Source organism: Pseudomonas sp. Y5-11 (genome assembly GCF_022368695.1).
Classification (GTDB): Bacteria; Pseudomonadota; Gammaproteobacteria; order Pseudomonadales; family Pseudomonadaceae; genus Aquipseudomonas; species Aquipseudomonas parakoreensis.
Window position 1 is genome coordinate 1,509,990 of the sequence record NZ_CP058974.1, and the last position, 23,164, is coordinate 1,533,153.

At 61.2% G+C, this 23,164-nt stretch carries 17 protein-coding genes and 2 tRNA genes; 12 read left to right on the forward strand and 7 right to left on the reverse strand.

The genetic code is table 11. The features are described 5' to 3' along the window. Positions 1-77 precede the first annotated feature (77 nt). The 4 genes from HXW87_RS06670 to HXW87_RS06685 all read right to left on the reverse strand — a co-directional run bounded on the left by HXW87_RS06670 (position 78) and on the right by HXW87_RS06685 (position 3,336). Positions 78-1,643, reverse strand: a complete 1,566-nt coding sequence (locus HXW87_RS06670) for an iron ABC transporter permease (protein WP_239778619.1) — start codon at positions 1,641-1,643, stop codon at positions 78-80. Continuing rightward, on the reverse strand, positions 1,643-2,653 hold the full coding sequence (locus HXW87_RS06675) for an extracellular solute-binding protein (protein WP_095667685.1): 1,011 nt from the start codon (positions 2,651-2,653) through the stop codon (positions 1,643-1,645). Before HXW87_RS06675 ends, HXW87_RS06670 begins: the two co-directional genes overlap by 1 nt. A 328-nt stretch (positions 2,654-2,981) precedes the next feature. Beyond that, a tRNA-Leu gene (locus HXW87_RS06680) sits at positions 2,982-3,068 on the reverse strand. Positions 3,069-3,249: 181 nt separating this feature from the next. Then, positions 3,250-3,336, reverse strand: a tRNA-Leu gene (locus HXW87_RS06685). Between the two features lie 225 nt (positions 3,337-3,561). On the opposite strand from HXW87_RS06685, the gene rnr reads away from it, so the two are divergent. The 11 genes from rnr (at position 3,562) to HXW87_RS06740 (ending at position 20,405) form a co-directional block, all read left to right on the forward strand. Then, positions 3,562-6,192, forward strand: coding sequence for a ribonuclease R (gene rnr, locus HXW87_RS06690; protein ID WP_239778620.1), 2,631 nt, complete (start codon positions 3,562-3,564; stop codon positions 6,190-6,192). Continuing rightward, positions 6,189-6,953, forward strand: coding sequence for a 23S rRNA (guanosine(2251)-2'-O)-methyltransferase RlmB (rlmB, locus tag HXW87_RS06695; protein WP_047290988.1), 765 nt, complete (start codon positions 6,189-6,191; stop codon positions 6,951-6,953). The genes rnr and rlmB overlap by 4 nt, the downstream gene beginning before the upstream one ends. Positions 6,954-7,266: 313 nt before the next feature. Then, a complete protein-coding gene (rpsF, locus tag HXW87_RS06700) occupies positions 7,267-7,689 on the forward strand; it encodes a 30S ribosomal protein S6 (protein ID WP_003221133.1) in 423 nt (140 codons plus the stop codon). A 28-nt stretch (positions 7,690-7,717) separates the two neighbouring features. Continuing rightward, positions 7,718-7,948 carry a 30S ribosomal protein S18 gene (gene rpsR / locus HXW87_RS06705; RefSeq protein WP_002551829.1) on the forward strand — a complete coding sequence of 77 codons (231 nt, stop codon included), beginning with the start codon at positions 7,718-7,720 and terminating at the stop codon, positions 7,946-7,948. 36 nt (positions 7,949-7,984) lie between these two features. Continuing rightward, positions 7,985-8,878, forward strand: coding sequence for a hypothetical protein (locus HXW87_RS06710; protein ID WP_047290989.1), 894 nt, complete (start codon positions 7,985-7,987; stop codon positions 8,876-8,878). 19 nt (positions 8,879-8,897) lie between these two features. Beyond that, positions 8,898-9,344, forward strand: a complete 447-nt coding sequence (gene rplI / locus HXW87_RS06715; protein ID WP_003186385.1) for a 50S ribosomal protein L9 — start codon at positions 8,898-8,900, stop codon at positions 9,342-9,344. Between the two features lie 120 nt (positions 9,345-9,464). Then, the gene (gene dnaB, locus HXW87_RS06720; RefSeq protein WP_041065665.1) at positions 9,465-10,862 is read left to right on the forward strand and encodes a replicative DNA helicase; all 1,398 of its coding nucleotides are present in this window, start codon (positions 9,465-9,467) and stop codon (positions 10,860-10,862) included. A gap of 203 nt (positions 10,863-11,065) precedes the next feature. Continuing rightward, complete coding sequence (locus HXW87_RS06725; protein ID WP_041065663.1) at positions 11,066-13,369, forward strand: YgiQ family radical SAM protein; 2,304 nt, start codon at positions 11,066-11,068, stop codon at positions 13,367-13,369. Between the two features lie 295 nt (positions 13,370-13,664). Beyond that, the gene (locus HXW87_RS06730; protein ID WP_239778621.1) at positions 13,665-16,940 is read left to right on the forward strand and encodes a transglutaminase family protein; all 3,276 of its coding nucleotides are present in this window, start codon (positions 13,665-13,667) and stop codon (positions 16,938-16,940) included. Between the two features lie 88 nt (positions 16,941-17,028). After that, on the forward strand, positions 17,029-19,515 hold the full coding sequence (locus tag HXW87_RS06735; RefSeq protein ID WP_239778622.1) for a circularly permuted type 2 ATP-grasp protein: 2,487 nt from the start codon (positions 17,029-17,031) through the stop codon (positions 19,513-19,515). Beyond that, positions 19,515-20,405: a transglutaminase family protein gene (locus HXW87_RS06740; protein WP_182403591.1), complete on the forward strand. Its 891-nt coding sequence runs from the start codon at positions 19,515-19,517 to the stop codon at positions 20,403-20,405. The genes HXW87_RS06735 and HXW87_RS06740 overlap by 1 nt, the downstream gene beginning before the upstream one ends. 153 nt (positions 20,406-20,558) lie before the next feature. Here the strand turns inward: HXW87_RS06740 and HXW87_RS06745 are convergent, their stop codons facing one another. Together HXW87_RS06745 and HXW87_RS06750 are read right to left on the reverse strand one after the other, a co-directional pair. Further along, positions 20,559-20,744, reverse strand: a complete 186-nt coding sequence (locus tag HXW87_RS06745; protein WP_025111839.1) for a hypothetical protein — start codon at positions 20,742-20,744, stop codon at positions 20,559-20,561. 68 nt (positions 20,745-20,812) lie between these two features. Next, positions 20,813-21,400 carry a TIGR00730 family Rossman fold protein gene (locus HXW87_RS06750; RefSeq protein WP_041065653.1) on the reverse strand — a complete coding sequence of 196 codons (588 nt, stop codon included), beginning with the start codon at positions 21,398-21,400 and terminating at the stop codon, positions 20,813-20,815. Positions 21,401-21,740: 340 nt separating this feature from the next. Here HXW87_RS06750 and azu point away from each other — a divergent pair, with 340 nt between their 5' ends. Then, positions 21,741-22,187, forward strand: coding sequence for an azurin (gene azu / locus HXW87_RS06755; protein WP_239778623.1), 447 nt, complete (start codon positions 21,741-21,743; stop codon positions 22,185-22,187). A 149-nt stretch (positions 22,188-22,336) separates the two neighbouring features. On the opposite strand, the gene nadE is transcribed toward azu, so the two are convergent. Then, a complete protein-coding gene (nadE, locus tag HXW87_RS06760; RefSeq protein ID WP_047290995.1) occupies positions 22,337-23,164 on the reverse strand; it encodes an ammonia-dependent NAD(+) synthetase in 828 nt (275 codons plus the stop codon).

Below are 23,164 nucleotides of genomic sequence, written 5' to 3' on the forward strand. Positions count from 1 at the left end.
CAAAAGATCGCAGCCTGCGGCAGCTCCTACATGGGGATTTGCATTTCCCTGCAGGAGCTGCCGCAGGCTGCGATCTTTTAGCGGCTCAGGTACATACGGGTCGTCAGCAGATACACCGGCAACCCCGACACCACAATCAACAGCGCCGCATAAGGCGCCGCCGCCGCAAATTCGACATTCGCGGTATGCGCCCAGACCTCGGTCGCCAGCGTGTTAAGCCCGGTAGGGCTCAGCAGCAGCGTCGCCGTCAGTTCCTTCATCGCATCCAGAAACACCAGTGCAAACGCCGCGCCCAGTGCCGGGAAAATGATCGGCAGGGTCACCCGGCAAAACGCGGTGAACGACGATGCGCCCAGCGTGCGTGCCGCTTCTTCCAACTGTGGCGCAGCCTTGTTCAGTGCCGTGCGAATCGGCGCCTGCGCCAGCGGCAGAAACAGCAACGCATAGGCGATCAGCAGCAGCGCCGACGTCTGGTACAGCGCTGGCACGTAATGCAGGGCGAAATACACCAGCGTCAACGCAATCACCAGGCCCGGCAAGGCGTGGAGCAGATGCGGCAAGCGCTCGGCCCAGAGCGCCAGTTGGCCCTTGTAACGCACCACCAGCAGTCCGACCGGCACCGCCAGCAGCAGGCACAGCGCTGCGCCACCGAGCGACAAGGCCAGCGAAGACAGCAGCGCCTCTGTGATCGCTGCGACCGGGAAGGCTGCCGATGAGCCAACCGCCAGCCAGTACGCGAGCATGCCCAGCGGAATTCCGCTGCCGACAATCGCCAGCAACAGGCAATACAACTGACCGACAATAGCCCACGGCCCCAATCGCACTTGTTCGGCCTGACGTGCCGCGCCCTGGCCAGTGCGTACATGGCGACCTTTGCCGCGGACACGCAGCTCCAGCCACAGCAGCATCAGACACAAGGCGAGCAACACTGCCGACAGCATTGCCGCGTTGGCGTTGCTGAATTCCAGTTCGAATTGCTGATAGATCGCGGTGGTGAAGGTTTGCAGGCCGATGATCGACAGCGCGCCGAACTCGACCAGCATGTGCAGGGCAATCAGTAGCGAACCGGCCAGCAGCGATGGCCAGAGCAACGGCAGAGTGACGCGGAAAAACACGCCCCAGCGGTTCTGTCCCAAGGTGCGGGCGGATTCTTCGAGAGATGGATCGAGGTTGCGCAGGGTTGCTGCGACGGGCAGAAAGATCAACGGATACTTCGACAGGCTCATCACCAGAATCGCCCCGCCGAGGCCTTCGAACTGTGCGCTCAACGATACCCAGGTAAAGCTGCTGACGAACGCCGGCACCGCGAACGGCAGGCACAGAATCACGCCCCACAGGCGTCGTCCCGGCAGATTGCTGCGCTCCAGCAGCCACGCCAGTGACAGGCCGATCACGCCGCACGTCAGCGTCACGCCAACCATCAACGCCAGCGTGTTGCGCAGCAGGCCAAACACATACGGGCGCCACAGCAAGTGCAGCGCCTCGGCCCAGCCGGCCTGCCAGGCTTTCAGCCCGACATAGGCCAGCGGCAACAGGCTCAGCACCACCAGTAGTAAAACCGGCAGCACCAGCCAGATCGATGGCCGCTTGCGGCGTGGCACGTAACCCCCGCGCGCGGCGGGGGCGGATAACGATGCGGTCATCAGTTCAGGCCAACTTCACGTTCCAGTTCCAGGGCTTCCTCAGCGTTGCCCAAATCGGCCGGGGTGACATTCGGCGCTTGCAGTTCGCTGAATGGCTTGAGCCCGCGATCCGATTCCATGCCCTTGTGCAGCGGGTATTCGGCGGTGGTCTGGGTGATCACGCGCTGACCCTCTTCGCTGGCCATGTAGGCAAGGAATTGCTGAGCTTCTTTTGGATGTTTGCTGGATTTCAGCACGGCAGCACTGGACACGGTGATCAGTCCGCCGACATCGCCGCCGGTGAAGTAATGCAGTTTCGAGTCGAGTTTGCCTTTCTCGCGCTGCAGGGCGAACCAGTAGTAGTTGTTCACCAATACGGTGGCGACCTCACCATTTTCCACGGCTTTGAGCGCGACCATGTTGTTGCTGTAGGTCTTGCCGAAAGCGCGCAGGCCGGTCAGCCATTCTTCAGCGGCGTCGCGACCGTGCATCTTGATGATTGCCACGGCCTGTTCCTGAAAGGCGCCGCTGGTCGGGACGAAGCCGACTTTGCCTTGCCACTTCGGATCGGAGAATTCCATCACTGACTTCGGCAGGTCTTTTTCGTCGACCAGTTTCGGGTTGTAGGCAACCACGCGAACCCGCGCGGTGACACCGATCCAGGTGCCGTTGCCGGCAACGTATTCTTTCGGCAGCACGGCCAGCGTGGCGTCATCGGTCTTGGCCAGCAGGCCTTGCTCGCCGAGGTTGTTTAGCGGTGGGGATTCTTCGGTGTAGATCACGTCGGCGGGGGAGCGGTCGCCTTCTTCGATGACCTGGCTGGCGAGCTGGTTGCTGCTGCCTTTGCGTACATTGACGTGAATGCCGGTCTTGGCTTCGAAAGCCTTGGCGATCGCATCGCCGACTTCCTTGTGTTGACCGTTGTAGAGTGTCAGGGAAACCGCATCGGCTGCCTGGGTGAGGGGAGTGGCGAGTGCCAGGCCGAGCAGGGTGAAGGTCAAGCCGCGGCGCAGGGTATTTCGAAACATCATTCGCAGGGTTCCTCACTGTCGCATTGCAAAAACTTGCAACAATGATAAACGATATTGTTTCTCAAGTGCGCCTTGCGGGGAGGGCGGAGGTTTGCTAGAGCATGATCTGGTGATCATTTGTGGCGAGGGAGCTTGCTCCCGCTCGGCTGCGTAGCAGTCGTTAATCCTGAGAGAGGGCATGACTGATGTAAAAGCGAGGAATGCTGCGCATTCCAGCGGGAGCAAGCTCCCTCGCCACAAGGGCTTGAAGGTTTTCAAACGCCAGAAACGCAAAAACCCGCTTTCGCGGGTTTCTAAGAAACTCAACGTCGTAACCTTGAGTTTGAATTGGTGCCCAGAAGAAGACTCGAACTTCCACGACCGTAAGGTCACCAGCACCTGAAGCTGGCGTGTCTACCAATTTCACCATCTGGGCATTCATCGCGAGCGTTGCCGCTGTTGATGTGGCGCACTATACGGAGCGCTTTTTGATCTGTAAACCCCTGATTTAATTTTAATTAATCGGGTTTGACAAAACGGTTCCCCGGAATGCAAAAAACCCGCTTTCGCGGGTTTTTGTGTGAGTCTTGAAACTGTTCTAGTCTCAAACTCGAAATTGGTGCCCAGGAGAAGACTCGAACTTCCACGACCGTAAGGTCACCAGCACCTGAAGCTGGCGTGTCTACCAATTTCACCACCTGGGCATCTCGTCAACGTGTGTACGTCGTCGATGGCGCGCACTATACGGAGCGCCTTTTTAACTGTAAACCCCTGGCAGCAAAAAAAATGATTTTTTTTACCGGCGGTGTTCAAAAGGGCTTTCAGGCGTCGATACAAGGCTTCAGAAGGGCCTTATAGAGTCGGAAATTTCCCGTTTGATGACGCCTATGCCAAACTAACCCGCATATAGACAAGGTGAAAACTCTCTAATGGCCGATTGGCAGTCCCTCGATCCCGAGGCCGCTCGTGAAGCGGAAAAATATGAAAACCCTATTCCCAGCCGCGAACTGATCCTTCAGCACCTTGCTGATCGGGGTTCGCCTGCTGCCCGCGAGCAACTGGTCGAAGAGTTTGGTCTGACCACCGAAGACCAGATCGAAGCCCTGCGCCGCCGCCTGCGCGCCATGGAGCGCGACGCTCAACTGATCTACACCCGCCGTGGCACCTATGCGCCGGTAGACAAGCTCGATCTGATCCTCGGTCGCATCAGCGGTCACCGTGACGGCTTCGGTTTCCTGGTGCCGGACGACGGCTCCGACGATTTGTTCATGAGCCCGGCGCAAATGCGTCTGGTGTTCGACGGTGACCGTGCCCTGGCTCGGGTTTCCGGTCTCGACCGTCGCGGTCGCCGGGAAGGCGTGATCGTCGAAGTGGTGTCCCGTGCCCACGAGAGCATCGTAGGTCGCTACTTCGAAGAAGGCGGCATCGGTTTCGTCGTGGCCGACAATCCGAAGATTCAGCAGGAAGTGCTGGTGACTCCGGGTCGCAACGCCAACGCGCAAATCGGTCAGTTCGTCGAGGTGAAAATCACCCACTGGCCGACGCCGCGCTTCCAGCCGCAAGGCGATGTGATCGAAGTGGTCGGCAACTACATGGCGCCGGGCATGGAAATCGATGTCGCGCTGCGTACCTACGACATTCCGCACGTCTGGCCTGAAGCGGTGCTGAAAGAAGCCGCCAAGCTCAAGCCTGAAGTCGAAGAAAAAGACAAAGAGAAGCGTGTCGACCTGCGCCATCTGCCGTTCGTCACCATCGACGGCGAAGATGCCCGCGACTTCGACGACGCGGTCTACTGCGAAGCCAAGCCGGGCAAACTGCGTCTGTTCTCCGGTGGCTGGAAGTTGTACGTGGCGATTGCCGACGTTTCCAGCTACGTGAAGATCGGTTCGGCGCTGGACAACGAAGCCCAGGTGCGCGGCAACTCGGTGTACTTCCCCGAGCGCGTGGTGCCGATGCTGCCTGAGCAGCTTTCCAACGGCCTGTGCTCGCTGAACCCGCATGTCGACCGTCTGGCCATGGTTTGCGAGATGACCATCTCCAAGTCCGGCGAAATGACCGACTACTGTTTCTACGAAGCGGTGATCCATTCCCACGCCCGCCTGACCTACAACAAGGTCAGCGCGATGCTGGAAACCCCGAAAGCCACCGAAGCACGCAAGCTTCGCGGCGAATACACCGACGTGGTGCCGCACCTCAAGCAGCTCTATGCGCTGTACAAAGTGTTGCTGGCTGCCCGTCACGTGCGCGGCGCGATCGATTTCGAAACGCAGGAAACCCGGATCATCTTCGGTTCCGAGCGCAAGATCGCCGAAATCCGTCCGACCACCCGCAACGATGCGCACAAGCTGATCGAGGAATGCATGCTGGCGGCCAACGTGGCCACTGCCGAATTCCTCAAGAAGCACGAAATCCCTGCGCTGTACCGCGTCCACGACGGCCCGCCACCGGAACGTCTGGAAAAACTGCGCGCCTTCCTCGGCGAGCTGGGCCTGTCCCTGCACAAAGGCAAGGAAGGACCGTCGCCGAAGGACTATCAGGCCCTGTTGGCGAGCATCAAGGACCGTCCGGACTTCCATCTGATCCAGACCGTGATGCTGCGCTCCCTGAGTCAGGCGGTATACAGCGCCCAGAACGAAGGTCACTTCGGCCTGAATTACGAGGCTTACACCCACTTCACCTCGCCGATCCGTCGTTACCCGGACCTGCTCACGCACCGCGCGATCCGCAGCGTGATCCATTCGAAGCAGGACACGCCGCACGTTCGCCGCGCAGGGGCGATGACCATTCCGAAGGCGCGCATCTATCCGTACGACGAAGCGGCGCTGGAGCAACTCGGCGAGCAGTGCTCGATGAGCGAGCGCCGTGCCGACGAGGCCACCCGCGACGTGGTGAACTGGCTCAAGTGCGAGTTCATGAAGGATCGCGTCGGCGAATCGTTCCCGGGCGTGATCACGGCGGTGACCGGTTTCGGTCTGTTCGTCGAGCTGACCGACATCTATGTCGAAGGCTTGGTGCACGTTACCGCGCTGCCGGGCGATTACTACCACTTTGATCCTGTGCATCACCGCCTCGCGGGCGAGCGCACCGGTCGCAGCTTCCGTCTCGGCGATACCGTTGAAGTGCGCGTGATGCGCGTCGACCTCGACGAGCGCAAGATCGACTTCGAGATGGCCGAAAAAACCATCAGCGCGCCGATTGGTCGTAAGAAACGTGGCGCCGATACCGCAGCGCCTGCGACCAAGGCTGTGGAAGACAAGGCTCCGGCGAAAACCGCCAGCCGTCGTCCAGCCAAAGAGAAAGCCGTCGAGGCCTATCGCCCGAGCGATGCCGTGGCGAAAAACGCCGAGCTGCGCAAAAGCCGTGAATTGAAGAAGGCCTTGCTGGCCGAAGCCAAAAGCGGTGGTAAAGCGGCGTCTGGGGGAAAGACCGGGCGGTCGGCGCCTGACAAGGCCGTCGGCGGCAAGCCAGCCAAACCGAGCAAACACCGTAAAGGCCCGCCGAAAGCGGGTTCGGCTCCAGCCAAAAGTGGCGGGTCGCGTAAACCGAAGGCGAAGTCATGAGTCAGTTGGAAAAAATCTACGGCGTTCACGCGGTAGAAGCGTTGCTGCGTCACCACCCGAAACGCGTCAAGCAGATCTGGCTGGCCGAAAGCCGCAATGATCCGCGCGTGCAGACCCTGATCGAACTGGCCAACGAAAATCGTGTGCAGATCGGTCAGGCCGAGCGCCGCGAAATGGACGCCTGGGTTGAAGGCGTGCACCAGGGCGTGGTGGCGGAGGTCAGCCCGAGCCAGGTCTGGGGCGAGGCGATGCTCGACGAACTGCTCGACCGCACCGAAGGCGCACCGTTGTTGCTGGTGCTCGACGGCGTGACCGACCCGCACAACCTTGGCGCCTGCCTGCGTTCGGCGGATGCTGCCGGCGCGCTGGCGGTGATCGTGCCCAAGGACAAGTCGGCAACCCTGACGCCCGTGGTGCGTAAAGTGGCCTGCGGCGCGGCGGAAGTGATTCCGCTGGTGGCGGTGACCAACCTGGCACGCACTCTGGAAAAGCTCCAGCAGCGCGGTCTGTGGGTGGTCGGCACGGCGGGGGAGGCCGAGGTCAGCATTTATGACCAGGACCTGACCGGCCCGACCATCCTGATCATGGGTGCCGAAGGCAAAGGCATGCGTCGCCTGACCCGCGAGCACTGTGACTATCTGGTGAACCTGCCGATGGCTGGCAGCGTCAGCAGCCTCAATGTGTCCGTGGCGACCGGCGTGTGCCTGTTCGAAGCGCAGCGTCAACGCGGCGCCAAGGCCAAAGTTGCCGCGAAGAAGTAATCTTGAGCTGAAATCGGTTCAAATGTGGGAGCGAGCCTGCTCGCGAAAGGGGTGTGTCAGACGACAATAATGTTGCCTGATAGATCGCATTCGCGAGCAGGCTCGCTCCCACAGTGTTTTGTGTCAGGCCGAAGATCGGTGATTGTTCAAATAATCACCAATTGCCTTGCACCTCTGCAGTCCCTTCTCTACAATTGCGCCCCTTGCTGTGACGGCAGGCACGCATGTGCCCCGCGCCAGCAAGTCCATAAGTGTCATTCACTCCTTGTCTGACCGTTTTTGAGCGGCAGGCTACAACCCGTAAGGAGCATTCATGCGTCATTACGAAATCATCTTTCTGGTCCACCCTGACCAGAGCGAGCAAGTCGGCGGCATGGTTGAGCGTTACACCAAGCTGATCGAAGAAGACGGCGGCAAAATCCACCGTCTGGAAGACTGGGGCCGTCGTCAACTGGCCTACGCAATCAACAATGTTCACAAGGCTCACTACGTGATGCTGAACGTTGAGTGCACTGGCAAGGCCCTGGCCGAGCTGGAAGACAACTTCCGCTACAACGATGCTGTGATCCGTAACCTGGTCATCCGTCGCGACGAAGCCGTTACCGGCCAGTCCGAGATGCTCAAGGCTGAAGAAAACCGCAGTGAGCGCCGTGAGCGTCGCGACCGTCCTGAGCACTCCGACGCTGATGGCGTTGAGGGTGATGACAGCGACAACAGCGATAACGCTGACGAGTAATCCACGGACCTTTTAAGGAGCCTATCAAATGGCACGTTTCTTCCGTCGTCGTAAATTCTGCCGCTTCACCGCTGAAGACGTGAAAGAGATCGATTACAAAGATCTCAACACTCTGAAAGCCTACGTATCCGAGACCGGCAAAATCGTTCCAAGCCGCATCACCGGTACCAAAGCTCGTTATCAGCGTCAGCTGGCCACCGCTATCAAGCGCGCCCGCTTCCTGGCCCTGCTGGCCTACACCGACAGCCACGGCCGCTGAGACCGGGCAGTCGACAAGTAGCAAAGGATTGAATGCATGCGTGCCTTAGCTGAGTTCATCATGCGCGGCCGCATGCAGGCCACTCTCGTAGTGGCCGGGTGTGCAACATTGCCGTTGTTGTATTGGTTGGGTGCTGCCGCCGGGAGCCTGGTGCTTCTGCGGCGCGGACTGACGGACGCCATTGGCGTCCTGTCCCTGGGGCTGCTGCCGGCATTGATCTGGTGGCTGTATGCCGATGATCCGCGAGCACTTCTGGTGCTGCTGGGGTCTTCGGGGCTTGCGTTGGTGTTGCGCGCAAGCGAATCCTGGGTCCGCACGCTGCTGGTCAGCGTAGTAATTGGAGTGGTGTTTTCTGTGGTGCTCGGGGCAGCGTTTGCGGCCCAGATCGAGATGCTCGCGCAGGCCTTGATAAAGGTCATGCCGGCGCTTCTTGGTGAAACCTACAAGCAATTGTCGGTCGATGAGCAAGCGCGTTTCGCGTCCCTGATTGCACCGGTCCTGACCGGACTGATTGCGGCGTTGTTGCAGATCGTCAGCGTGCTGAGCCTGATTATCGGGCGTCATTGGCAGGCGTTGTTGTACAACCCGGGTGGTTTTGGTCGCGAGTTTCGCGCCATCCGGATCCCGCTGGGGCCGGCGATGTTGTTGCTGGCGTTGATGCTTCTGGGCCCGAATCTCGGTGCACAGATGGCCATGTTGACGCCGTTGTGCAGCGTACCGCTGGTGTTCGCCGGACTGGCCCTGATTCACGGGCTGGTCGGGCAGAAGCGACTGGCCGGTTTCTGGCTGGTGGGGTTGTACGTCACGCTGCTGTTGTTCATGCAGCTGCTCTATCCGTTGCTCGTGGTTCTGGCCATTGTCGACAGCCTGATTGATTTTCGCGGTCGTCACGTGTCGAAAGGCACCGATAACGCGAACGGTGAAGGTTAAAAGTTAAGAGGATTTCCACATGCAACTGATCCTTCTGGAAAAAATCGCCAACCTGGGCAACCTGGGCGACAAAGTAAACGTTAAGGCCGGTTACGGCCGTAACTACCTGCTGCCTTTCGGCAAAGCTACCGCTGCGACCGCTGCCAACCTGGCTGCGTTCGAAGAGCGTCGCGCTGAGCTGGAAAAAGCCGCCGCAGACCGTAAAGCATCGGCTGAAAGCCGTGCTGCCCAACTGGCCGAGCTGGAAGTGACCATCACTGCCACCGCTGGCGACGAAGGCAAGCTGTTCGGTTCGATCGGTACTCACGACATCGCTGACGCACTGACCGCCTCCGGCGTTGAAGTGGCGAAAAGCGAAGTTCGTCTGCCGAACGGCACCATCCGCAACGTGGGTGAATTCGACGTGGCTGTGCACCTGCACGCCGAAGTTGAAGCCACCGTACGCGTTGTCGTGGTAGCGGCTTAAGCAATACTTGTCGGCTGGCACCCTCGGGTGCTAGCCGGTAACATCGGGCACGATCCTGTTTACAGGTCGTGCCCTTTGTCTTTCTGGTACTCCCGTTTTCAACCCTGACTCCAAGTGGCCATGAACGAAATCACCGCTCCCGAGCAATACGATCTGCAAACCGCCGCGCTGAAAGTGCCGCCGCATTCCATCGAGGCCGAACAGGCTGTACTCGGTGGTCTGATGCTGGACAACAACGCCTGGGAACGCGTGCTCGATCAAGTCTCCGACGGCGATTTCTACCGGCATGACCACCGCCTGATCTTCCGTGCGATCGCCAAACTGGCCGATCAGAACATGCCGATCGACGTCGTGACCCTTGCCGAGCAACTGGACAAGGAAGGTCAGACGTCCCAGGTCGGCGGCCTCGGTTACCTTGGCGAGCTGGCGAAAAACACGCCGTCCGTCGCCAACATCAAGGCCTATGCGCAGATCGTTCGCCAGCGGGCGACGTTGCGCCAGTTGATCGGCATCAGCACTGAAATTGCCGACGCCGCGTTCAACCCGGAAGGTCGTACCGCCGAAGAGATCCTCGACGAGGCCGAACGGCAGATCTTCCAGATCGCCGAGGCGCGCCCCAAGACCGGCGGGCCGGTGGGCGTCAACGAGCTGTTGACCAAGGCCATCGATCGCATCGACACCCTGTTCAACACCGCCGACTCGATCACCGGCCTGTCCACCGGTTATACCGACCTTGACGAGAAGACCAGCGGCCTGCAACCGGCCGACCTGATCATCGTCGCCGGCCGTCCGTCGATGGGTAAGACCACCTTCGCCATGAACCTGGTGGAAAACGCCGTACTGCGCAGCGACAAGGCGGTGCTGGTGTACTCCCTCGAGATGCCAGGCGAATCGCTGATCATGCGTATGCTTTCGTCCCTGGGGCGTATCGATCAGACCAAGGTGCGTTCCGGCCAGCTGGAAGACGACGACTGGCCGCGCCTGACCTCGGCGGTCAATCTGCTCAACGACCGCAAGCTGTTCATCGACGATACCGCCGGCATCAGCCCGTCGGAAATGCGAGCGCGGACCCGGCGCCTGGTTCGCGAACATGGCGACATCGGTCTGATCATGATCGACTACCTGCAGCTGATGCAGATTCCCGGTTCCAGCGGCGACAACCGGACCAACGAAATTTCCGAAATCTCGCGATCTCTGAAAGCCCTGGCCAAGGAATTCAACTGCCCGGTGGTGGCGCTGTCGCAGCTCAACCGCTCCCTGGAACAACGTCCCAACAAGCGTCCGGTGAACTCCGACTTGCGGGAATCCGGAGCGATCGAGCAGGACGCCGACGTCATCATGTTCGTGTACCGGGACGAGGTGTATCACCCGGAAACCGAGCACAAGGGCATCGCCGAAATCATCATCGGCAAGCAGCGGAACGGCCCGATCGGCTTTATTCGCCTGGCGTTTATCGGTAAGTACACCCGCTTCGAAAACCTCGCGCCGGGCAGCTACAACTTCGACGACGACGAGTAACGTCGAGCACCTGTGGCGAGGGAGCTTGCTCCCGATCGGCTGCGCAGCAGTCGAATTCTGGGGGCTGCTTCGCAACCCGGAGGGAGCAAGCTCCCTCGCCACAGGTAAAGCACAATTTCCGACCATAGCCGTCGGAATTGGTCAAAATTTGTGCTATATTCCGCGCCCGCGAAATTCAATGAAAGCCAACACCGGTTATCGACATGCAAGCAGCCAAGCCGTTATTTGACTATCCAAAGTACTGGGCCGAATGTTTCGGGCCAGCGCCATTCCTGCCGATGAGCAGGGAGGAGATGGATCAGCTCGGCTGGGATTCCTGCGACATCATCATCGTCACCGGTGATGCCTACGTCGATCACCCGTCGTTCGGCATGGCGATCATCGGCCGGCTGCTGGAGTCCCAGGGCTTCCGCGTCGGGATCATTGCCCAGCCGAACTGGCAGTCCAAAGACGATTTCATGAAGCTCGGCGAGCCGAACCTGTTCTTCGGCGTCGCGGCCGGCAACATGGACTCGATGATCAACCGCTACACCGCGGACAAGAAAATCCGTTCCGACGACGCCTACACCCCGGGTGGCATGGCGGGCAAACGTCCGGACCGCGCGAGCCTGGTCTACAGCCAGCGCTGCAAAGAGGCGTACAAGCATGTGCCGATCGTTCTCGGCGGCATCGAGGCGTCCCTGCGTCGCATCGCCCACTACGACTACTGGCAGGATCGCGTGCGCAACTCGATCCTGATCGACGCCAGCGCTGACATTCTGCTGTACGGCAACGCCGAGCGGGCCATTGTCGAAGTGGCCCAGCGCCTGTCCTACGGGCACAAGATCGAAGACATCACCGATGTGCGCGGCACCGCGTTCATCCGCCGTGACACGCCGCAAGGCTGGTACGAAGTCGATTCCACGCGCATCGACCGTCCGGGCAAGATCGACAAGATCATCAACCCGTACGTCAACACCCAGGACACCCAGGCCTGCGCCATCGAGCAAGAAAAGGGGCCGGTGGACGATCCCGAGGAAGCCAAGGTCGTGCAGATCCTGGCCAGCCCGAAGATGACCCGCGACAAGACCGTGATCCGCCTGCCGTCGATGGAAAAGGTGCGTAACGATCCGGTCCTGTACGCCCACGCCAACCGCGTGCTGCACCTGGAGACCAACCCGGGCAACGCCCGCGCGCTGGTGCAGAAGCATGGCGAGATTGACGTCTGGTTCAACCCGCCGCCGATTCCGATGACCACTGAAGAAATGGACTACGTGTTCGGCATGCCTTACGCACGGGTTCCGCACCCGGCGTACGGCAAGGAAAAGATCCCGGCCTACGACATGATCCGTTTCTCGGTGAACATCATGCGTGGCTGCTTCGGCGGCTGCACGTTCTGCTCGATCACCGAGCACGAAGGCCGGATCATCCAGAACCGTTCCGAAGAGTCGATCATTCGCGAAATCGAAGAGATCCGCGACAAGGTTCCTGGCTTCACCGGCGTCATCTCCGACCTTGGCGGCCCGACCGCGAACATGTACCGCATTGCCTGCAAGAGCCCGGAAATCGAATCCGCGTGTCGCAAGCCGTCCTGCGTGTTCCCGGGCATCTGCCCGAACCTGAATACCGACCACTCGTCGCTGATTCAGCTGTACCGCAGCGCCCGTGCCTTGCCGGGTGTGAAGAAGATCCTGATTGCCTCCGGTCTGCGTTACGACCTCGCGGTCGAGTCGCCGGAGTACGTCAAAGAGCTGGTGACCCACCACGTTGGTGGTTACCTGAAGATCGCCCCGGAACACACCGAGGAAGGTCCGCTCAACCAAATGATGAAGCCAGGGATCGGTACTTACGACCGCTTCAAGCGCATGTTCGAGAAGTACACCAAGGAAGCAGGCAAAGAGCAGTACCTGATCCCGTACTTCATCGCTGCGCACCCGGGCACCACCGATGAAGACATGATGAACCTGGCGCTGTGGCTCAAGGGCAACGGGTTCCGTGCCGACCAGGTGCAGGCGTTCTACCCGTCGCCGATGGCCACCGCCACCGCGATGTACCACTCGGGCAAGAACCCGCTGCGCAAGGTCACCTACAAGAGCGACGGTGTGACTATCGTCAAGAGCGAGGAGCAGCGTCGTCTGCACAAGGCGTTCTTGCGTTATCACGACCCGAAAGGCTGGCCGATGCTGCGCGAAGCGCTGACCCGCATGGGCCGCGCCGACCTGATCGGGCCGGGCAAGAACCAGCTGATCCCGCTGCACCAGCCGGCCACCGACAGCTACCAGAGCGCCCGTCGCAAGAACTCGACGCCGGCTGGCAGTCACAAGGTCGCGAAAGAGAAGACCACCAAGATTCTGACCCAGCACACTGGCCTGCCGCCACGTGCCAGCGACGGTGGCAACCCTTGGGACAAGCGTGAACAAGCCAAGGCTGCGGCGTTTGCCCGCAACCAGCAGGCGGCCAAGGAGCGCAAGGAAGCGGCCAAGGGCAAGGGGCCCAAACCGGCGCGCAAGCCCGTCGTTCCGCGCTGAGTCGCTTTTTGTTTCAACAGAACGCCAACCTTCGGGTTGGCGTTTTTTTTCAAGGTCAAAAGATCGCAGCCTTCGGCAGCTCCTACATCGGGTCATGCGTTTCCCTGTAGGAGCTGCCGCAGGCTGCGATCTTTTGATCTTCGCCACATTTAGGCGCAACTTCCTCAATCCATTTCCCCGCATCGCCCGATTTTGGTGCTGTACTGCCCTGAGCATTCCGGGAAAGCGCCCAAGCTTCTGCATGGCATAAGTCTTGCGCGCTTTCGAATACGCTTAGGCTCGCAGGAGGCACGCCGTGTCGATTCATGTCGCATTGCATCACGTCACGCATTACCGCTACGACCGCGCTGTCGAACTCGGCCCGCAGATCGTCCGCCTGCGTCCGGCCGCTCACAGCCGCACGCGGATCTTGTCGTATGCGCTGAAGGTTTCGCCCGAGCAGCACTTCATCAACTGGCAGCAGGACCCGCAGGGCAACTACCTCGCGCGTCTGGTGTTCCCCGAGAAAACCAACGAATTGCGCATCGAAGTCGATTTGCTGGCCGAGATGGCGGTGTTCAATCCGTTCGACTTCTTCCTCGAGCCTTACGCCGAGAAAATCCCCTTCAGTTACGCCGCTGATGAGCGCAAGGAATTGGCGCCGTACCTCGAAACCCTGCCGCTGACCCCAGCCTTCAAAGCCTATCTGGATAGCATTGATCGCACGCCGCTGCCCGCCGTGGATTTCCTGGTGATGCTCAACCAGCGTCTCAGCGAAGACATCCGCTACCTGATCCGCATGGAACCGGGCGTGCAAACCCCGGAACACACCCTCGAACAGGCGTCCGGCTCTTGCCGCGACTCAGCGTGGCTGTTGGTGCAGTTGTTGCGCAACCTCGGGCTGGCCGCGCGGTTTGTTTCCGGCTACCTGATTCAACTGACCGCCGACGTGAAAAGCCTCGACGGCCCGTCCGGCACCGACGTCGATTTCACCGACCTGCACGCGTGGTGTGAGGTTTACCTGCCGGGCGCTGGCTGGATTGGTCTGGATGCCACGTCCGGGCTGTTCGCCGGTGAAGGGCATATCCCGCTGGCCTGCAGTCCCGATCCTTCCTCAGCTGCGCCGATCAGTGGTCTGGTCGAGCCGTGCGAATGCCAGTTCAGCCACGAAATGTCGGTGGAGCGGATCTGGGAAGCGCCACGGGTGACCAAGCCCTACACCGATGAGCAGTGGCTGGCGATTCAGGCGCTCGGGCGGCAGATTGATGCCGACCTGCTGGAAGGTGATGTGCGCCTGACCATGGGTGGCGAGCCGACCTTCGCTTCCATCGACGACCCGGATGGCGCCGAATGGAACACAGCGGCGTTGGGCCCGGACAAGCGCCGCCTCTCCGCCGAATTGTTCCAGCGCATGCGCCAGCACTACGCGCCGAAAGGTCTGGTGCATTTCGGTCAGGGCAAGTGGTACCCGGGCGAGCAATTGCCGCGCTGGTCGCTCAATGGTTATTGGCGCCGTGATGGCGTGCCGATCTGGCACAACAGTGCGCTGATCGCCGATGAGCAACAGGACTACGGCGCCGATGGTGAACTGGCGGGACGCTTTCTCGCGAGTGTTGCCGAACGCCTGAAACTGCCTGCACGTTTCGTGTTTCCGGCCTACGAAGACAATTTTTATTACCTCTGGCGCGAGGGCGCATTGCCGAGCAATGTCAGCGCTGAAGATTCGCGACTTGAAGAGCCGCTGGAGCGCGCACGTCTGCGCAAGGTCTTCAATCAGGGCCTGGATAAAGTGATCGGTCAGGTGCTGCCGCTGGCGCGCACCGCCAAGGGTGATCAATGGCAGAGTGGGCGCTGGTATCTGCGCGACGAGCATTGCCGATTGGTGCCGGGGGACTCGCCGCTGGGTTACCGTCTGCCGCTCGGTTCGCAGCCGTGGGTGAAGGCCGCCGAGTATCCGTTCATTCATCCCAACGATCCGAATCAGGCCTTCCCCGAGCTGCCGGACACCGCGCAGCTCAACAGTCATGCCGAACCCGCCACAACCGACGAACGTGCGCCGACAATCGACGAGTCCGCCGACTGGCTGACCCGCACCGCGTTCTGCGCCGAGGCGCGTGAAGGGCGTCTGTATCTGTTCCTGCCGCCGCTGGAGCGGCTCGAGGATTATCTGGAGCTGGTGGCGGCCATCGAGGCTACCGCCGAAGAGCTGCATTGCCCGGTGCTGCTGGAAGGTTACGAGCCACCCAGTGATCCGCGCCTGAGCAACTTCCGTATCACCCCGGACCCGGGGGTGATCGAGGTCAACGTGCAGCCATCGGCGACGTGGGACGAACTGGTCGAACGCACGGAGTTTCTCTATGAACAGGCGCGACAGACACGGTTGACCACCGAGAAGTTCATGATCGACGGGCGCCACACCGGCACCGGCGGTGGCAACCATTTCGTCCTCGGTGGCGCGACCCCGGCGGACTCACCGTTCCTGCGTCGTCCGGATCTGCTGCGCAGTCTGATCAGCTACTGGCACAACCACCCGTCGCTGTCCTACCTGTTTTCCGGGTTGTTCATCGGCCCGACTTCGCAGGCTCCGCGTGTTGATGAGGCCCGCAATGACGCCTTGTACGAACTGGAAATCGCCTTCGCGCAGATGCCTGAACCGGGCCAAGAGTGCGCGCCGTGGCTGGTGGATCGCCTGCTGCGCAATCTGCTGATTGACGTCACCGGCAACACTCACCGCGCCGAGTTCTGCATCGACAAATTGTATTCGCCGGATGGCGCTACCGGGCGTCTTGGTCTGCTGGAGCTGCGCGCGTTCGAGATGCCGCCCCACGCGCGCATGAGCCTGGCCCAGCAGTTGTTGCTGCGCGCGCTGGTCGCACGCTTCTGGCGCGAGCCGTATGCACCGCCGAAACTGGCGCGCTGGGGCACCGAGCTGCACGACCGTTTCATGCTGCCGCACTTTATCGAGCAGGACTTCGCCGACGTCATCGTCGAACTGAACAATGCCGGTTACCCACTGCGCGCCGAATGGTTCGCCGCGCACCTGGAATTCCGTTTTCCCAAGGTCGGCGATTACGCCGTCAACGGCATCGAACTGGAGCTGCGTCAGGCGCTGGAGCCTTGGCATGTGCTGGGCGAGGAAGGTACGGCGGGGGGCACGGTGCGCTATGTCGACTCGTCGCTGGAGCGTTTGCAGATCAAACTCAACGGCCTGCCGCCGCAGCGTTATCTGCTGACCTGCAACGGCGTCCCGGTGCCGCTGCAACCGACCGGGCGCATCGGCGAGTTCGTCGCCGGTGTGCGCTTCCGGGCCTGGCAACCGGCCAATTGCCTGCAACCGACCATCCCGGTGCACGCGCCGCTGGTGTTCGATCTGCTCGACACCTGGATGCAGCGTTCGCTAGGGGGCTGTCAGTACCACGTGGCGCACCCAGGCGGGCGCAATTACGAAACGTTGCCGGTCAACGCCAACGAGGCGGAGAGCCGGCGCATGGCGCGATTTTTCCGCATCGGACACACGCCGGGGAAACTTCCGATACCCAACCTGACAATCTCCGACGAGTTGCCGATGACGCTCGATTTGCGACGTTTCTAAGTCCTGCACGACATGCGGATTTTTCGTATATCCGCACGTCATGTGCCTGCGTTAGTCTGACCGTTCCCTGCTGTCTGCCGAGCTTTCCATGCCTGACCTGCTAGACCGCTACCCGCGCACTGCGGGCACTTATCACGAACTGCTGGATGACAGCGGGGAAGTGCGCCCGCACTGGCGGCGGCTGTTCGATCAATTGCAGCGCAGCACCCCGGCGCAACTGGTGCAGCGGCAGGCGTTGCTCGCCCGACAGATTCAGGAAAACGGGGTCACTTATAACGTCTACGCCGATCCGAAGGGCGCTGACCGACCGTGGGAGCTGGACCTGCTGCCGCATGTGATCGCTGCTGATGAATGGCAGCACCTGTCGGCAGGGATTGCCCAGCGTGCGCGTTTGCTCAACGCGGTACTGGCGGATCTGTACGGGCCGCAGCGGCTGATCCGCGAAGGGCTGTTGCCGGCGGAGCTGGTGTTCGGCCACAACAATTTTCTCTGGCCCTGTCAGGGCATCGCGCCACCGGAAGAGGCGTTTCTGCATCTGTATGCCGTGGACCTGGCGCGCACGCCGGACGGGCGCTGGTGGGTTACGGCGGATCGTACCCAGGCGCCGTCGGGCGCCGGTTATGCGCTGGAAAACCGCACCATCGTTTCGCGGGCGTTTCCCGAGTTGTACCGCGATCTGAAGGTGCAGCATCTGGCCGGATTCTTTCGCACCCTGCAGGAAACCCTCGCGCGTCAGGCGCCGTGTGCTGACGACGCGCCGCTGGTGGTGTTGCTCACGCCAGGGCGCTTCAACGAAAGCTACTTCGAACATCTTTATCTGGCGCGTCAGCTCGGTTATCCGCTGGTGGAGGGCGGCGACCTGACGGTGCGCGACGCCACGGTGTACCTGAAAACCCTCAGCGGTCTGCGCCGGGTGCACGCGATCATGCGCCGGCTCGACGATGACTTCTGCGACCCGCTGGAGCTGCGCACCGACTCGGCACTCGGGGTGCCCGGCTTGCTGGAAGCGGTGCGTCAGGGCCGGGTGCTGGTGGCCAATGCGTTGGGCAGCGGCGTGCTGGAGTCGCCGGGATTGCTCGGATTTCTGCCGAAGATCAATCAGTACCTGTTCGGCGAAGAACTGCTGCTGCCGTCCATTGCCACCTGGTGGTGCGGCGAGGCGCCGGTGCTGGCGCAGGCGCTGGAAAAACTGCCGGAGCTGCTGATCAAACCGGCGTTCCCCTCACAAAGCTTCGCGCCGGTATTCGGCCGCGATCTGAGTGAACCACAGCGTCAGGCGCTCGCCGAGCGCATGCAGGCGCGGCCATACGCCTACGTCGCGCAAGAGTTGGCGCAGTTGTCGCAGGCGCCGATCTGGCAAGCCGAAGACGGCCAGTTGCAACCGCGAGCCATCGGCATGCGCATGTACGCCGTGGCCAGTCGCGATGGCTATCGCGTGCTGCCCGGTGGCCTGACCCGGGTCGCCGCCGAGGCCGATGCCGAAGTGGTGTCGATGCAGCGCGGCGGGGCGAGCAAGGACACCTGGGTGCTGGGCGAGCTTGCGCCGAGTGGCGAACAATGGAAGACCCAGCGCAACGTCGGCGTACACGATCTGGTGCGCCGCGATCCGTACCTGCCCTCGCGGGTGGTGGAGAACCTGTTCTGGTTCGGCCGTTACTGCGAGCGTTGTGACGACAGTGCGCGACTGCTGCGGATCATGCTCGCGCGGTATGTCGATGGTGATGATCCGCAAGCCTTGCAGGCCGCCGTGGCGCTGGGCGAGCGTCTGATGTTGCTGCCGGAGGAGGGCGAGTTGCCGGAGCGCCTGCTGGCGGCGCTGCTCGGCGAGGACTGGTCGTTCAGCCTGCGCTCCAACCTGCAGCGCTTGCAGTGGGCCGCCTCGCAGGTACGCGGCAAGCTTTCGCGGGAGAACTGGCAGGCGTTGGTCGAGTTGCAGCGCGAGGCGCTGGAACTGGACACCGAGGAGCCGGACTTCGGCGAGTTGCTGGATTTCCTCAACCGGCTGGTGATGTCACTGGCGGCGTTGTCCGGGTTTGCCCTCGACGACATGACCCGCGACGAAGGCTGGCGCTTTCTGATGATCGGCCGGCGCATCGAACGTTTGCAGTTTCTCAGCAGCAGTCTGGCGGCGTTTCTGCGCGGTGCCGGGGCGTTCGATCAGGCCGGGCTGGAATGGCTGCTGGAACTGGGCAACAGCAGTATCACCTACCGTTCGCGGTACCTGGCGGTGGCGCAGTTGATTCCGGTGCTCGACCTGTTGCTGCTGGATGAGCAGAACCCGCACGCGGTGTTGTTCCAGTTGAAACTGGTGACCCGCACTTTGAAACGCCTGAACGATGATTTCGGCGTACCTCGCGAGGCCGGGCTGGCGCAATTGGTCGAGCGTCTGGCGCGGTTCGATCTGGGCTGTCTGGAGAACCCGCTGTTCGGGGAGAACAGCGTGCGTGCGGCGCTCGACGGTCTGGCGGATCTGCTGCAAGCGATTGCCGAGGCCAGCGCTCAGGTGTCCGATCGTCTGGCGCTGCGCCACTTTGCCCATGTCGATGATGTCAGCCAGCGCACGGTGTCCGTCTGATGAGCGCCCTTTACCAGATCCTCCACGACACCTGTTACCACTACGACAGCCCGGTGTCGCTGGCGCAGCAATTGGCGCACCTGTGGCCGCGTGAGTGCGCATGGCAGCGCTGCACCGAGCAGCAATTGCTGATCAGCCCGCAGCCGACCACGCGGCGCGATGAGCTGGATGTGTTCGGCAATCCGCTGACCCGGCTGGCCTTCGAGCGCCCGCACGACGAGTTGCAAGTCAACGCCCGGCTCACGGTTGAAGTGCTGGCGCGACCGCTGGCGGACTTCAATCTGTCCCCGGCGTGGGAGCAGACGCGCAATGCGCTGACCTATAGCAGCCAGCCGTTGTCCGCCGAATTGCTGGAGGCCTGTCGGTATCGCTTTCAGTCACCCTACGTGCATTTGAAGCGCAGCTTCGTCGAATTCTCCGAAAGCTGTTTTCCTCCGGGCAAGCCCCTGTTGCTGGGCGTGCAGGATTTGATGCAGAAGATTTTCAGCGAATTCACTTTCGACGCCGAGGCGACGCAAGTGGCGACACCGCTGGTCGAGGTGCTGGAGCGCCGGCGCGGCGTGTGTCAGGACTTCGCGCATCTGATGCTTGCGTGCGTGCGTTCACGGGGGCTGGCGGCGCGTTACATCAGCGGCTATCTGCTGACCCAGCCGCCGCCGGGCCAGCCACGACTGATCGGCGCTGATGCGTCACATGCGTGGGTCTCGGTGTTCTGTCCGGTATCGGGCTGGGTGGATTTCGATCCGACCAACAACGTGCAGCCGGCGCTGGAGCACATCACCCTGGCGTGGGGCCGGGACTTTTCCGATGTGTCGCCGTTGCGCGGGGTGATACTGGGGGGCGGTTCGCATGATCCGGAAGTGCGGGTCACGGTGATGCCATTGGAGTAAGGAATTTCACTGGCGGGAGCCAATGTGGCGAGGGAGCTTGCTCCCGCTCGACTGCGAAGCAGTCGCAAAACAATTTGGGGTCGCTGCGCAACCCAGCGGGAGCAAGCTCCCTCACCACAGATCGCTCCCTCCGGGAGCGAATCAGCAATCAGCTCAGGCGTCGGGCGCCTGGTCTTTCGGTGCATCAACATCATCATCGTTGTCAGTCGCCACTTCCCCGTCAGGGTTCAGTGCCGCTTCTTCAGCCATCTGTTTCTTGCGCTGAAGCTTTTCCTCTTTCTTCTGTTCCTTTGCCAGGTCTCGTTGACGTTTGGCGAAGGAGTAATTGGGTTTGGCCATGGGCGATCCTCTGGGGTCGAAGGTGAGGTTGAGCGGCGCGTATTCTGCCCTGTATCGGTGCCTGGCGGTTAGCCGGGTTTTTGGTCGACCCACTTGGGCGTGACGGTCGGCTTCCACTGATCGAGGGCGTCGAGCAGGGTTTGGGGCGATTCGCTCACTTGCAGCATGTCACGGTGTGGCGCGCGAACGAAGCCTTCGCCGACGATATGGTCGAGAAAAGCGGTGAGTTTGCTGTAAAAACCGTTCACTTCCAGCAGCCCCAGCGGTTTGCCGTGGTAGCCGAGCTGACCCCAGGTCCAGACTTCGAACAGCTCTTCCAGCGTGCCGAGGCCGCCGGGCAACGCGATGAACGCATCGCTCAGCTCGGCCATGCGCGCCTTGCGCGCGTGCATGCCATCGACCACTTCGAGACGGGTCAGGCTTTTGTGGCCGATTTCCTTGTCCATCAGGCTTTGCGGAATGATCCCGATCACTTCGCCGCCAGCGGCCAGCGCGGCGTCCGCCACCAGGCCCATCAGGCCCACGGCGCCACCGCCGTAAACCAGCGTCAGCTGACGCTCGGCCAGCGCGCGGCCAAGGGCCTTGGCGGCTTCGGTGTAAGCCGGATCAGTGCCGGCGTTGGCACCGCAAAAAACACAAACGGATGTGAGAGACATGCCTTCCTCCTGGGTCAATCCGTCACAGGGTAATGGCTGGCACGCCTTGATCCAAGGACTAAACTTCGCGTTCCGGTGATTCAAAGGTACCGCTGGCGCCACAGGCGTAGGCGGCGAGCAAACTGCACAACAGACCGTTAAAGAACATGACAGGCACTCCGTTTCAGTAGATGCGCCGATCATAGGCCCGGCCGGAAAATCTGGCCGGTAGATTGTTTCGATGAGTGTCATAGCCTGAAAGTTGTATACAATTTTTGACTCAAGTCATAGGAACTTGCGAAGATTTCAGGCAGTCTTTCCATCATTCGTGTTTTTGTTAACCCTGCCTTGGAGATTCACCATGTTTTCCAAAGTTGTTGCGGTATCCCTGCTGGCGCTGGCCAGCAGCCAATTGATGGCTGCCGAGTGCAAAACCACCGTTGATTCCACCGATCAGATGTCCTTCAACACCAAGGAAATCGTGATCGACAAGAGCTGCAAGACCTTCACTGTCGAACTGACCCACTCCGGCAACCTGCCGAAGAACGTCATGGGCCATAACCTGGTGGTCAGCAAAACCGCTGACATGCAGCCGATCGCCACCGATGGCCTGGCCGCTGGCATCGACAAGAACTACCTGAAAGACGGCGACGAGCGCGTTATCGCTCACACCAAAATCATCGGTGCCGGCGAGAAAGACTCGCTGACCATCGACGTATCGAAGCTGACCGCTGGCACTGACTACGGCTTCTTCTGCTCGTTCCCGGGCCACATCTCGATGATGAAAGGCACCATTGCCGTGAAGTAATGGCTGCAGGCACAAAAAAAGCGTCCCTCGGGACGCTTTTCTGTTTTCTGTAGGAGCTGCCGCAGGCTGCGATCTTTCGAGGTTGTTTTTGAAGATCAAAAGATCGCAGCCTTGTTTCACTCGACAGCTCCTACAGGTATCAGCGCAACTTACGGCGCAAACGGCATGACCCGTTTGTGATGGGTCTTGTTGTAGGTGTTGACGATGATGTCGAACGCTTCCTGACGTACCGGCTCGCCGTGCAGGAAGGCGTCGATCTCGGCGTAGGTCACGCCGTGGGACGCTTCGTCCGGTTTGCCCGGCGACAGGTCTTCCAGATCCGCGGTCGGCACTTTTTCCACCAGCGATTCCGGCGCGCCGAAGCTGCGGGCAATCGCCCGGACCTGGTTTTTCACCAGACCGCTGAGCGGGGCCAGGTCGCAGGCGCCGTCGCCGAACTTGGTGAAGAAGCCCATCACCGCTTCCGCCGCGTGGTCGGTACCGATCACCAGCCCGTGGGCCGCGCCGGCGATGGTGTACTGGGCGACCATGCGCATCCGCGCCTTGGTGTTGCCGAGCACGAAATCCACCGACACCGCGTGTTTGCCTTCGAACGCCGCCACTTCACTGGCCAGCGACTTCACTGCCGGGCCGATGTTGACCGTGTGGCGCTCGTCCGGGGCGATGAAATCCACCGAAGCCTGGGCGTCGTGTTCATCGAACTGGGTTTCGTACGGCAGGCGCACGGCAATGAACTTGTAGGCGTTGTCGCCAGTGCGCTCGCGCAGCTCACGCATGGCACGCTGGGCCAAGAGACCGGCGGTCAGCGAGTCGACACCGCCGCTGATGCCCAGCACCAGGGTCTTGAGGCCGGAATTGACCAGGCAATCCTGGATAAAGGTGATGCGTCGGGCGACTTCCGCTTCGAGGGCCTGATGCCCGGCGAATGGCGGTTGCACCTTGAGCTGTTCAGCAATCTCACGCTGTACGGCTTGCAT